The following is a 12023-nucleotide window of genomic DNA, read 5'->3' as shown; positions in this document are numbered from 1 at the left end:
TCTCGACCCGTCCTTCGGACCCCCGTAAACGGGGCGAAGGGGATATGCGGCGACCTATCCGTTCCCATCGACCTCGCGCAGGGCACGTCCCCTCTCCCCGTAAAACGGGGAGAGGGTTAGGGTGAGGGGCAGCCTTCGCCGTTAACCGGACAGATCAGCGCTCATGTCGCCGCACGGCATTCCACCCTGCCAGAATCAGTGGTAACCCTTTCACCCGATATGGTTTCCAAGGTCTTGACGTGTTTCGATTCCCCCTCTTCATCCTGGTCACGCTGATCGTCGCCTTCGGCGGCGGGATCATGATTTCGCTGTATGCGCTGGATGCGACACAGGGTTTCGGGGGGATCAAGCTCGGCGCCTGGGAGGCCTTTCCGGCGCTGCAGACGGTCGATGCCGATCCTTACGCCAAGTCGCACCGGGCGCGCGCCGGCAAGCTGCTTTACGGCAGCGCCGAGGGGCTCACCTTCACGGCAAGCGTCGACGACGATGGCGCGCGGCTGAATGCCGGCTGCCGCTACCGCATCAGCGGACAAACGCCGCCTGCCCGGCTCTGGACCCTCTTTACCGCCGACAATAGCGGCAATCCGGCGGCGGTAAAAACCGGGCATCCCGCCGCGCTCAATTCCTGGACGGTGCTGCGCCAGCCGGATAGCAGCTTCTCCATCGAGATCTCGGCCGCGGCGCAGCCGGGCAACTGGCTGGCCTTGCCGGAGGCCGGCACCTTCCGGCTGGTGCTGACGCTGTTCGATACACCGACCGCCGGCAGCTCCGGGGTGATCGACCTCGCCATGCCGAAGCTCACCAAGACCGGATGCGGCAATGCTTAGAATCTTCTTCGCCATCCTGACCGGCCTTTTCGGCGCAGCGCTGCTGCACCTCGTCATCATCCTGTCGCTGCCGCATTTTACCGGCAAGGATGCAGCGACCCGCGTGGCGGCGGAGGGCGACCTCAACAATTTCACGCTGCTTGGCAGGCAGTATGACGAGGCGGGCCTCGCCAATGGCGATCCCTTCGTGCGCACCGCCGTCTGCTCGTTCGACGTCGAGGATGCACCGGTGCATTTCACCGCCAAGGGCAAGGTGCCGTTCTGGTCGATCGCGATCTATGACAGCGCCTCCAACGAGGTCTTCAGCATGAACGACCGGACTTCGGTCGGCGGCGCGCTCGACGTCTTGGCCGGCGGTCCGATCCAGCTGACCGACCTGCGCAAGAACTTGCCGCAGGAATTGCAGCAGGCGATCCTGGTGGAGATGGCGCGGCCGGACGGTTATGCCGTGCTGCGGACGCTGGCGCCGCAGACAAGTTTTGATGAGGCGGCGCGAAACTTCCTGACGGAAGCCGGCTGCGAGCAATTCAGCGCCCGCTGAAGTTGAACGGACGTTACTTCTTTTTGACGCGCGGCGCTGGCGCCGGGCCATGCCTGGGGCTCTCGGCCAGCCGCTCGTAGCGGACGCCGGTGAACCATAGGATCTTGGCTTCGCGGGGCTCTTTGTCCAAGCGGCGCGGCGCCCGCGGCTGCCGATCCGCCAATGCGACTACAATTGCCATTCTCGTCTCCATGCACTGCCCGAGACGGATGAACTTGCGATGGATTTCACCCTGCCCGCTAATGTGCGAGCCGGCGCGTCCTGCGGTGGCGGAGTGACCGGACCGAGGGCATTCACGCCTTTCCCACGGCACCTGATTGAAATACCGTGACCAGGAGTTTCAACGATCCAAACACTCAAATCGCGTCGTTCCCATCCGAATTGAGACAGATGACAGTTAACAGTTTACTAATATTCGGCGAAAGCCAAACACAGTTCACGTCACTTCCTCTGTAACGCGCAAAGAGTTGATTTGGTTTCACGCCGCCCGCGCAAAGCCGCGACGGGGCGCCGATGTATAAATTTAAAAACAATTCATATAGTTGGCATGAATGCTGCAAGCCTACTCGCGGGGAAAGCGGCGATGTTGCAAAAATGCTTCATGAAAATATTTAATTGCGACCACCTCGGATGCGCGTATGTTTACTCCCAGTCGATCGCTGATTTCCGAGCCCGGTCGACCGCGGATATTCAAGCTCTTGCCGGAATGCGGAGGCTAGCGGTGTCTTTGCTGGTGAATTCATCTTTCTCGCCTGACGATCTCGATGTGCTGCGCGGTGCGCTCGATGCCTGGTGCGCGGAACGGCGCGTCGACATCAAGAGCGTCGAGGCGCAGTATGCAGCGTCGGCAGCACTCGACCTCTACCAGGCCGGCCACGACAGCCGCGAAAAGCTGCTGGACGCGCTACGCGATCGCAAGGCCGCCTGAACCTTTCCCCATCACGCCAGCAATGTGCAATCGTTGCAGGGGCCTTTTCCAACAAGACTTTTATATTGCCGGCCAATCACGCGGCAACACGCGCCGCGTGTATATTTCTGCTACATTTTAATAAAATCTTCAGCATGCATTAACCCTGTCGGTGTAGGATTTGTTCATAAACCATGTGGCCCGGCATGCGTTCCGCCAGTGCATATCGGCCCGTGGTTCCCCTTGGTTCGGCGTTTTCGGGGTGTTCTTGTGCGTGACCGGTTTCGAGACCTAGAGGGCCCATTGGCCGTCAGGAAAAAGGACGTGGTATTGATGGCGACCGTCAGCAGTTTCGAGAACCTGTCTCATCCGACACGGTCCGAACTGCGCCAATTTGCCGAGCTTTTCATGCCGCTCTTCCAGGCATCCTCCGACGAGGCCAAGCGCCAGGCGGTCGCGGCGCTCTCCCAATGCGAAAACATGCCGGCGGCCGTGGCATTGTTCATCGGCAACCAGCCGATCGAGATCGCCGCCCCTTTTCTTGCCGCCTCCAAGGCCATCGCCGACGATACGCTGATCACCATCGCGCGCATGCAGGGCGCAGCGCATGTCAAGGCGATCGTCAGCCGCGATTCACTCTCGCCGAAGGTCATCGATGCGCTGGTGGCGCTGCGCCAGAGCCAGCCGCGCTCGGCCGCCGCATCGGCGCCCATCACGGAATCCCAGACGGTGTCGCTGTCGCCGGCGCCAGGAGAAACCAACGAGGCGGATGCGCTGCAGGAACAGCGGGTTGCCAATGAAGAGGCGCTGCGCGAGCGTATTCTCGGTCTTGCCGGCCATCTCGGCCGGGCCGACGAGGACAGGCTTGGCCTGCGCACGCTCACCGATATTCAGGAGGCGCTGCTGGTGCGCTTCGCCCGCTCGCGCGAGGCGACGCATTTCGCAACCGCGCTTGCCGATGCGCTGTCGGCCAGCCGCTGGCTTGCCGAGCGCATCATGCTCGATCTTTCCGGCCAGCAGCTCGCGACGACGTTGACGAGCCTCGGCATGGGCTTTCTCGACGCCGTCTTCGTGCTGGAGAAGCTCTATCCGCATCTTGCCGAACAGCAGCACAATGTCACGCGCGGCTGGATGGTGCTCGACCAGCTCGACCCGGAAGAGTGCCACGAGAGGGTGGAAGCCTGGCGCCGCGCCGATCGCTACACTTACAAGCCCGAGGCGGCCAATGCGCCCGTCCCTCAGGAAACGCCGAACCACCGCTTCCTCAATCAGGCGCCGGCGCCGCGCGACATGCGCATCCTGGGCCGGCGATCCCGCTAAGACCAATCCGGCTAAGACCGGGAGCGCCGTCCTCAGCCATCCCGCGCAAGCGGGATCATATCTCCCAGTTCCTCCGCCTCGAGCTCGACGATCCAGAGATCGGGGTCGAAGCGGCGTTCACGCTCCAGCATGGCGCGCACCGCCTCCGGCTCGCTGCGCGACAGGCGGATTTCGAACAGGCGGCCGCCCGCCTCCCCCTCGCCGAAGGCGGTCTGCGGCGCCGGCGCATAAAGGGTTTCCAGGCCGTCGCGAAAATGCTGGCGGATGAAGATCGCGCCCGCCTCCTCCGCCCCCTTCTTCTCGACGGCGGCAAAATCGCCGCTGGCGAAGACGCGGCGCAGGAGGGCGGAAACGAAGATGTCGGCGCGTAATCTCATCGGCGCGGTATAGACCGGGCTGCCGCCGGCGGCAATGCGATTGGCGGTGTTCCAGCCGACATCGCCAGGCTGCTAGGGTTTCCGGTTATCGTAGGGTGTTTCTAAGGCGCTGCGCGCTGTGCCGGGGAAAAGCGCTACGCACTTTTGCGCGACAGGCTTTCGGCTAAATTGCGCCGATTTCCTTGAGTTTTTTCAGCACCGCCTGGGTCGGCTCGCCGTTTTCGGGCAGGTTGTAATGCTTCTGGAAATGGCGGATGGCCGCGCGGGTCTGTTCGCCGGCGACGCCGTCGACGCCGACATTGGCATAGGCCATGTTGGAAAGGCCCTTCTGGATCTTCAGCACCAGGTCGACATTGGTGATTTCGCTCGACGGCACCTGCTTTGCGGCTGACGGAGCGGTTTTCACGGTCTTTTCGGCGCTGCGGATCGCTGCCGCCACCGGGTCTTCCTCCGCCGCCTTCGAACTCACATCCTCGGGCGGCTTTTCCACGGGTACGGTCGAAGGGCCTGATGCATCGGTCTTCAGCGCCGCCAGCACCTCCGGCGTCGGATCGCCGGTCTGGGCCATGCCGACGGTTTCCTCGAAGAAGAGGATGGCGGCACTGGTGCGCGGGCCGATGATGCCGTCGGGCATACCGTTATAGAGGCCGCGGCGCACCAGCTGCTGCTGGATGTCCATGACAAGCTGGCTCGGCTGCTGGCCGGGCGCGGCGGGCGCCGGCGTCGCGTTGGTGGTGGTCGCGCCATCCTCCGGCCGTTCGATGCGGAAGGTAGTGACGTCGCCCTGCTGCTCCTCGGCCGGGCGGCGGGCGCCGAGCACATTGGGAGACTGCGGATCGCGGGTGCGGAAAATCGGGTGCGGGTGCAGGCCCGGCTGATACCAGAGGGCATTGGCGGCGACGAAGGAGAAGATGACGACGAAGGCGATCGTGCCGCCGGCAACCGAGGGATTGCGACCGATGACGCCGCCGAGCACGGATGCGCCCTGCAGGCTGAGGCCGCCGAGGGCGGCGGCACCCGACATCAGGAGGCCCGGCTGCTGCCGTCCCCTTTTTCCCTTAGGCGATTTTCGCTTGCGCGCGGCCATCGAAACGCCCCTCCCCCAATTCTGCACCCGTGTGAACCGCGCCCTTCAGCCGCGGCGGAAACTCGACAGTCGCGGCATGACCGGCGTCTTCGGCGCACGCGGCGCCCGAGCCGTCCACCGCGATCTCGATGGTGATGATCGTGCCTTCACCCGGCTGGCTGGCGATGGCGAAATGCCCGCCATGCAGCGCCACCAGCCCCTTGACCAGGGAGAGACCGAGGCCGGTGCCTTCGAAGCGGCGGGTATAATCGTTCTGGATCTGGACGAAGGGCTGGCCGAGCAATGCCAGCTTGTCGGCCGCAATGCCGATGCCGGTGTCGCTGACCGTCAGCTTGAGGATGCCGTCGCGCGCCGCCGCATCGACCGAGACGACGCCGCCGGCTTCGGTGAACTTTATCGCATTGCCGACGAGATTGATGAGGATCTGCTGGATGGCGCGCTGATCGGCGACGATCTCGCCGAGGCCGCGCTGGATCCGGCTCGTCAGCGTCAGCCCCTTGGTCTTGGCCTGCAATGCCAGCATCGATTCGCAGGATTTGACCGAGCTTGAAATATCGAAGGCTTCGAGGATCAGCTCGTAACGGCCGGCTTCGATCTTGCTCATGTCGAGCATGGTGTTGACGACCGACAGGAGATGCGCGCCGGATTCGCGCACGAGGCCGACATATTCGCGCTGGCGGTCGTTTTCGAACTTGCCGAAATATTCACCGATCAGGATATCGGAAAAACCGAGAATGGCGTTCAGCGGCGTGCGCAGCTCATGGCTGACGGCGGCGAGGAAGCGCGATTTGGCGTCGTTTGCCGATTCGGCATCGGCGACGCGGTTCTGGGCTTCGGCCCGCAGCTGCTGCTCGACGGAGACATCGCACAGCTGGGCAATGACGGCGGCAAGCTCTCCGTCGGCGTCGCGCCGGGCGGTCATGTCCATTCTAAGATAGGCGAACTGGCGTTGATCGCGCGCGACCGAGGGGCGGTCGATGCGCAGATCGACGCACTCCGCATCCTCTCCCCGGCGCAGGCTATCGAGCGCCTGCAGGAAAAGAATGCGGTCGGAGACATGCACCTGCTCCAGGAAACCCCTGCCCTTGGGATCGCGCATCCAAGCGAGAAAATCGCGCCGGTCGCGGCCGCCGATCGTCGCCACACTGCCATGCGGGTCGAGGAAGAAGACCAGGCCCGGGGTGGCGGCAAGGAAGAAATCCTCGGCCGACTGCGTCGCGATACCGGCCGACGAGCCCTGACGGGCGAGCGCGATGCTGCCGACGGCGGAAAAGAGAAAGGCGGCGCAGACCATGGCGACACCCGCCGGCAAGGCGACGGCCGGACTGGTGACCGCCGAAAGGCCGATGGGCGCAACAACAAGAGCGGCCGAGGAGAGCAGCACGAGGCGGCGCAGGATCGCGAGCTCGCGCTGGCGCACGGCTTCACCGCCGCCCGTCCGGGAGAGCCAGCTTGTCGCCGCCCGGTCTACGAGCGCCGTCACCCAGCCGCCAATGTTACTCAATACTCGCACGCAATACCCGCCCAAAAAGGCTGTCTGTCGATCCGGACAATAGGCCCCGGCGACTTAAAGAAAGGATAAGGCAAAAGCGCTGTTCACAGCCGGAAAGGGCCGAAAATCCCGTTTTGAAGCATCTGAAAGGCTCTTTGCCTTTTGTGGTTAATAGCGGGTAAGCGACGGATATTCCTCATATTTCAGCATTGCGTTAACTCCTGTGGCAAGGCGAGCCGGCAAAAGCCCTGCAATTGCAGCGCGGTGCTGCCCTGATGCTTAACGGCGATCGCTCGCATTCGACTAAAAGGCCGGTCAAATACCGTTCGCTAAAATTTGAACTAAATTTGCCGCAAATGCGCGTGAGTTTCGAAAAGCGGCATTCGCAACTTGGCGGTAGGGTGAAAACACACCGGACAACCGGCCTGATTCGGCGACAAGAACCGGACGGGAAAACAGGATGGGCAACGACAATGTGGTTTCTGATCAAAGGATCCTTCTGGTTTGGCCTTGTGCTCGTGCTTCTTTCCGTCTTCAGCACGGAGGGTTCCGACAAGCTCGCCAACGGCCCGCAATTGCAGCTTTCCGACGCCTTTACGGCGGCAAGCGGCGCCTATGATTATCTCACCGGCATGTGCTCCGAGAAGCCCGAGGTCTGCGTCAAGGGTGCCGAAACCGTCACCGCACTCGGCTACCGTGCCCGCGAAGGCGCCCGCGTCGCCTATGAACTGCTCGACAGCCAGTTCAAGGACGAGGCGCCGGCGACCGCAAGGCATGCCGAACCGCAGACGCCGGTGGCTCTCGCCATGCCTTCGCCGGCAGCGCCCGCCATCCAGGAAAAGGTGCGCGAGGCAAAGGCCGCGCTGAACCAGCCGATGCCTTACCGCCCGCCGGTCGAGGATGACGCCTCCACTGAAACTGTTGTCACCGGCGCGATCCCGCTGCCGACGCCGAAGCCGGCAATCTGAATTTTTCGACCTTGCATCGGTGGTCCGCATGACGCGGAAATGCCCCATGCCTGACGTGCCTGCCCTGTTTACTTCAGCATGTTGCTGCGCCGTGAGGATGCCCATCCCTCACGGCGTTTCTTTTTTATGCCTGTCATCGGGAGGGATAACGACATGCAGAAACAAGGAAACAAAGCCTGTCGCAGGAATGCTGTTCGACGCGACGCGCTTTAACGGTTCAAATCCGCCGGTCTTTCACCTATATGCAGTCTTAAGATTGAAAGGCTTTCCCATGGCATCCCTCGACCAGATCATCGACGACTTCGCCTTCCTGGACGATTGGGAAGACCGCTACCGCTATGTCATCGAACTCGGCAAGGCGCTGCCTGAACTCGCCGAGGAGAAGCGTACCAGCGAAAACAAGGTGATGGGCTGCGCCAGCCAGGTCTGGCTGGTGACGCATACGACAGGCGATCCCGACAATCCGGTGATGAGTTTCGAGGGCGATTCCGACGCCCATATCGTGCGCGGCCTGGTCGCCATCGTGCTAGCCACCTATTCCGGCAAGACGGCGTCCGAAATCGCCGGGCTCGATGCCTTCGAGATTTTCTCGAAGATCGGCCTGGTGGAGAACCTGTCATCACAGCGTTCGAATGGTCTGCGATCGATGGTCAACAGAATCCGCGAAGAAGCAAAGCTCCGCGCCGCGGCCTGAACGCGCAGTTCCGGGCGACATGCATTGGCGTTTGTTGGGCTTTGAGAGATGCCGTGCGCAGCGATTCGGCAAGCGCCGCTGTCCGCGAATCAGTACATTAACACTTGCTCATAGTATAGGAATACATTCTACGGCGGCCGGGAAAGCATAGAGCAGAGGCCCTGCCGCAAACACAGACAGAAAAGCCGGGCACAAGACCCGGCTTTTGTCGTTGGTGGCTTTCGAAAAAGCTCAGCCGCGGCCGCGCTTGCGGCGCTGACCCAGGCCCATTTCCTTTGCCAGGCGCGAACGCGCTTCGGCATAGGCGGGCGCTACCATCGGGTAGTCGGTCGGCAGGTCCCACTTCTCGCGGTATTCTTCCGGCGAGAGAGAGTGATGCGTCATCAGGTGACGCTTGAGGGACTTGAAGTTGCCGCCGCATTCCAGACACGTGATCTGCTCGTCCTGAACGGACTTGCGGACAGAGACTGCAGGCTTCTGTTTTTCGACGATGGCCGCAGCAGGCTGCGGTACGGACGTGTTGCTGAGTGCCGAATGCACGTCGGAAATCAGATTTGCCAGGTCGCTGACCGGGACAACATGGTTGCTGACATAAGCCGCGACGATGTCGGCTGTCAGTTCCACAAGCAGCTCCGGCGCATTGCCGGTCGCCATTTCCGTCATATTTTTTCTCCTGTTAGCATGCTCAAACGGCCTTTGACTGTTACGTCAAAGACCCGCCTCGTAGAAGCGAACAGCAAAAGCACCGGAAGCGACCTTCTGTTTCGAAAAACGCGAAATCCACCCCTAGATTCCGAAGAGCGAGACCTGTTCTTATACTGCCTGCCTGCAAACCACTACGTCATGCCCCAGGCGATGGCCTCAGTTTAGACATAAAAAATCAAAACTGAGGGACTTGGAAGCAGTACGATTGCGATTCACAATCAGAACTCTACTTGCATTTTCAAATACCATCGTTTGGTCGAAAGGCCAATTATTATTTGTCGTTTTTCTTGAGAAAAAATGACAGATGAAGAATTAAGGCGCTCAGAAGCAAGCTTTACTCACATCTTCCTGTGCATAAGTTTTGCATAAATCTGGTAAAGCAGCGAAATAGCACGGGGCTCAGCGCTCGCCCATATCGTCGCGGACCGAGACGGCACCGAGCGCATATCCCGAAAGGTGGGCGGCTCTGGCCAGCAGATGGGCGGAGACCGGCGCCGTCAGTAACAGGAAGACGAAGCCGGCAATGGCGCGGGCGAGAATCGCCAGATCCTGCGAATAGAGGCCGGCGGCAAGGAGCAGCAGGCCGGAGGCGACCGTCCCGACCTTCGAGGCCGCGTGCATGCGCGTATAGAGATCGGGCAGCCTGAGCAGGCCGACCGCTGCCGAAAGAGCAAAGAGCGCACCTGATATCAGCAGCAAAGCGGTGACGGCAGCCAGGATATAATCCATCATCGTTTCTTCCCTCCCGCATGGCGCCTTTTGGCGCCGGCCTTTTCCGGAGATGCAGGGGCCGGCGTTTTGCTATTGCCGCGCGACAGCACGAATCGGGCGAAGGCGACGGTCGCCAGGAAGCCGACGAGGCCGAGCGAGATGGCGATATCGATATAGAGCGAAAAGCCGGTTTTGACCGCGATGACGGCGATGAAGCCGATGGCGATGCCGGTCAGCATATCGAGAGCGAGGATGCGATCCGGCAATGTCGGGCCGGCAACGACGCGCCAGACCGTCAGAATCAGCGCCAGGCCGAGGATGACGAGGGCGGCCGAGGATGCGGCGGCGACGATGGCGGCAGGGGTCATCACCGGAAAGCCTCCATGATCTTGCGTTCGAAACCATTGGCGATGTCACGCTTGCTCGTCTTGGGATCGGAACAATCGAGCGCGTGGACATAGAGCGTGCGGCGATCCGTGGAAACATCGACCGAAAGCGTGCCGGGTGTGAGGGTGATGAGGTTTGCGAGCAAAGTGATCTCGAAGTCGCTCGTCACCGTCAGCGGGAAGGCGAAGATGCCGGGCTTCAGCTTCATATCCGGCGAGAGGATGGTCAGCGTCACCTTCCAGGCCGACAGCGACAATTCCTTCAGGAACAGGAAGGCGAGCGACAGCACCAGGCAGACGCGGCGCAGATATCCCTTGCCGCCGAAGGGTTCGCGGATGACGGCGAGCGAAAGGGCGGCAAGCAGGAAGCCGAAGACGAGATTGTGCAGCGAGGCGCTGCCGGTGACCGCGACCCAGGCAATGGCGAGCAGCAGGTTGAAGAGGAAGGCGATCATTGCGCGCCTCCAGGAAAGACCGAATGGAGATAGGCCTGCGGATCGGCAAGACCGGCGGCGGCGGCTTGCGACAGCGCCAGCAGCCGTTCCGGCAGGATGCCGAAGCCGACGATCAGCGCCGTCAGCGCGGCCAGCGGCAGGCCGGTGCGCCAGACGGCTGCCGACGGCATCGCGGCTGTCGGCGCCGGGCGCCAATAGGCGAGCAGAAACAGCCGGCCGAAGGCGATCGTCGTCAGAAAACCGCCGACGAGGATGACGGCCGCCAGCCACCAGGCGCCGCTATCGAGCGAGGCCTTGACCAGAATGACTTTCGGCCAGAATCCGGAAAAGGGCGGCAGGCCGCAGGCGGCAAGGAAAAGCACGAGGGAGAGCGCGGTGAAGCCGCCGCTTTGCCGATAGAGGCCGCCGAGGCCCGACAATAAAAAGCCGCCGCCGCGACGGGCGATCTCGCCGGCGGCAAGGTAAAGCGCCGTCATCAGCACCATGGAATGGAGCGCATAGAAGACCGCGCCGCTGATGCCGCCGCCGGGGCTGCCAAGCGCCACGCCGGCGAGCATATTGCCGATGCCCGATATGACGACATAACCGAACAGCCTGCGAATATCGTTTTCGGCAAGTGCGCCGAGCGCGCCGACCAGGATGGTCGCGGCGGCGGCAAGCGCGATCAGCGGGCTCAATTCCTGGCGCTCCACCGGCAGCAGCATGACCACCACCCGGATCAGCGCGTAGATGCCGACCTTGGTAAGCAGGCCGGCAAACAGTGCCGAGACCACGATGCGCGGCGTGTGATAGGAAGCAGGCAGCCAGAAATTGACCGGGAAGGCTGCCGCCTTCATGGCGAAGGCGAGCAGGAAGAGGCTTGCCAGCGTCATCAGCGGCGCCGTGGCCCGCAAATCCCTCGACCTTGCCGCGATGTCGGCCATGTTGAGCGTGCCGAAGACGGCATAGAGGATGCCGACGCCGATCAGGAACAGCGTCGTGGCGATGAGGTTCAGCACCGCATATTTCAGCGCGCCGTCGATCTGCTGGCGTTCGGAGCCGAGGATGATCAGCCCGAAGGAGGAGATCAGCAGCACCTCGAACCAGACATAGAGATTGAAGACATCGCCTGTGAGAAAGGCGCCCGTCACGCCGGCCATCAGCAGCATGAGCAGCGGAAAGAAACCATATCGGCGGCCGCTTTCGCCGATATCGGCCAGCGCATAGATGCCGGCGGCGAGCGCCACAAGGGCTGATGTGAAGGCCATCAGCGCTCCGAAGAGGTCGACGGTGAAGGCGATGCCGAAGGGCGGCAGCCAGCGCCCCATGACCATGGTGAGCGGGCCTTCGGCTGCGACTTTGGCAAGCAGCGCCGCATCGATCAGCGCCAGCATCGCAAGGCCCGAGATGGCGAGCCAGGCCTGCAGGCGGAGATGAGCGCGCAGCATCAACAGGACGGCGCCGAGCGTGATGCAGTGAGCGACAGGCAGGATGGCGAACCAATGGCCGATCGGCACCGGGGCGGTGACCAGGGCGGCGGAGAGATCGATGGTGGAGGTGGCAGCGGCCATGCG

Annotated in this window: 15 protein-coding genes; 6 read left to right on the top strand and 9 right to left on the bottom strand. The window is 62.3% G+C overall.

Features of this window, described 5'->3' with window-relative positions; translation table 11 throughout:
• Positions 1-239 precede the first annotated feature (239 nt).
• Both AMK05_RS06675 and AMK05_RS06670 read left to right on the top strand, forming a co-directional pair.
• Positions 240-827 (top strand): DUF1214 domain-containing protein, encoded by a 588-nt coding sequence (locus tag AMK05_RS06675; protein ID WP_064837675.1) that lies wholly within the window; start codon positions 240-242, stop codon positions 825-827.
• Entirely contained in the window at positions 820-1368 is a 549-nt protein-coding gene (locus AMK05_RS06670; RefSeq protein WP_064837673.1) for a DUF1254 domain-containing protein, read from the top strand. Before AMK05_RS06675 ends, AMK05_RS06670 begins: the two co-directional genes overlap by 8 nt.
• A 13-nt stretch (positions 1369-1381) precedes the next feature.
• Here AMK05_RS06670 and AMK05_RS35110 read toward each other — a convergent pair whose 3' ends face one another.
• The gene (locus AMK05_RS35110) at positions 1382-1549 is read right to left on the bottom strand and encodes a hypothetical protein (RefSeq protein ID WP_171899753.1); all 168 of its coding nucleotides are present in this window, start codon (positions 1547-1549) and stop codon (positions 1382-1384) included.
• Positions 1550-2089: 540 nt separating this feature from the next.
• Between AMK05_RS35110 and AMK05_RS06665 the strand changes: the two genes are divergently transcribed.
• Positions 2090-2296: a hypothetical protein gene (locus AMK05_RS06665; protein ID WP_003578078.1), complete on the top strand. Its 207-nt coding sequence runs from the start codon at positions 2090-2092 to the stop codon at positions 2294-2296.
• A gap of 249 nt (positions 2297-2545) precedes the next feature.
• Positions 2546-3595: a DUF2336 domain-containing protein gene (locus AMK05_RS06660; protein ID WP_082935628.1), complete on the top strand. Its 1050-nt coding sequence runs from the start codon at positions 2546-2548 to the stop codon at positions 3593-3595.
• Between the two features lie 32 nt (positions 3596-3627).
• On the opposite strand, the gene AMK05_RS06655 is transcribed toward AMK05_RS06660, so the two are convergent.
• The 3 genes from AMK05_RS06655 to AMK05_RS06645 form a co-directional block, all read right to left on the bottom strand.
• Positions 3628-3972 carry a DUF1491 family protein gene (locus AMK05_RS06655; RefSeq protein WP_064837669.1) on the bottom strand — a complete coding sequence of 115 codons (345 nt, stop codon included), beginning with the start codon at positions 3970-3972 and terminating at the stop codon, positions 3628-3630.
• Positions 3973-4135: 163 nt separating this feature from the next.
• The gene (locus tag AMK05_RS06650) at positions 4136-5059 is read right to left on the bottom strand and encodes a peptidoglycan-binding domain-containing protein (protein WP_064837666.1); all 924 of its coding nucleotides are present in this window, start codon (positions 5057-5059) and stop codon (positions 4136-4138) included.
• Complete coding sequence (locus tag AMK05_RS06645) at positions 5031-6572, bottom strand: sensor histidine kinase (RefSeq protein WP_064837664.1); 1542 nt, start codon at positions 6570-6572, stop codon at positions 5031-5033. Before AMK05_RS06645 ends, AMK05_RS06650 begins: the two co-directional genes overlap by 29 nt.
• Before the next feature lie 452 nt (positions 6573-7024).
• Between AMK05_RS06645 and AMK05_RS06640 the strand changes: the two genes are divergently transcribed.
• Together AMK05_RS06640 and AMK05_RS06635 are read left to right on the top strand one after the other, a co-directional pair.
• Positions 7025-7519, top strand: coding sequence for a DUF5330 domain-containing protein (locus tag AMK05_RS06640; protein WP_064837662.1), 495 nt, complete (start codon positions 7025-7027; stop codon positions 7517-7519).
• Positions 7520-7790: 271 nt separating this feature from the next.
• A complete protein-coding gene (locus AMK05_RS06635) occupies positions 7791-8213 on the top strand; it encodes a SufE family protein (RefSeq protein WP_064837660.1) in 423 nt (140 codons plus the stop codon).
• A 231-nt stretch (positions 8214-8444) separates the two neighbouring features.
• On the opposite strand, the gene AMK05_RS06630 is transcribed toward AMK05_RS06635, so the two are convergent.
• The 5 genes from AMK05_RS06630 to AMK05_RS06610 form a co-directional block, all read right to left on the bottom strand.
• On the bottom strand, positions 8445-8876 hold the full coding sequence (locus tag AMK05_RS06630) for a MucR family transcriptional regulator (RefSeq protein ID WP_003569414.1): 432 nt from the start codon (positions 8874-8876) through the stop codon (positions 8445-8447).
• 441 nt (positions 8877-9317) lie between these two features.
• Positions 9318-9650, bottom strand: coding sequence for a monovalent cation/H(+) antiporter subunit G (gene mnhG, locus AMK05_RS06625; RefSeq protein WP_064837658.1), 333 nt, complete (start codon positions 9648-9650; stop codon positions 9318-9320).
• Complete coding sequence (locus AMK05_RS06620) at positions 9647-10000, bottom strand: cation:proton antiporter (protein ID WP_064837656.1); 354 nt, start codon at positions 9998-10000, stop codon at positions 9647-9649. Before AMK05_RS06620 ends, mnhG begins: the two co-directional genes overlap by 4 nt.
• Complete coding sequence (locus AMK05_RS06615) at positions 9997-10470, bottom strand: Na+/H+ antiporter subunit E (RefSeq protein WP_064837654.1); 474 nt, start codon at positions 10468-10470, stop codon at positions 9997-9999. Before AMK05_RS06615 ends, AMK05_RS06620 begins: the two co-directional genes overlap by 4 nt.
• Positions 10467-12020: a Na+/H+ antiporter subunit D gene (locus AMK05_RS06610; protein WP_064837652.1), complete on the bottom strand. Its 1554-nt coding sequence runs from the start codon at positions 12018-12020 to the stop codon at positions 10467-10469. The genes AMK05_RS06615 and AMK05_RS06610 overlap by 4 nt, the downstream gene beginning before the upstream one ends.
• Between the last annotated feature and the right edge of the window lie 3 nt (positions 12021-12023).

Origin of the sequence: Rhizobium sp. N324 (genome assembly GCF_001664485.1) — a bacterium.
Lineage (GTDB): Bacteria > Pseudomonadota > Alphaproteobacteria > Rhizobiales > Rhizobiaceae > Rhizobium.
Note: the sequence above shows the minus strand (reverse complement) of the source record. Positions and strands in the feature narration are given on the sequence as shown.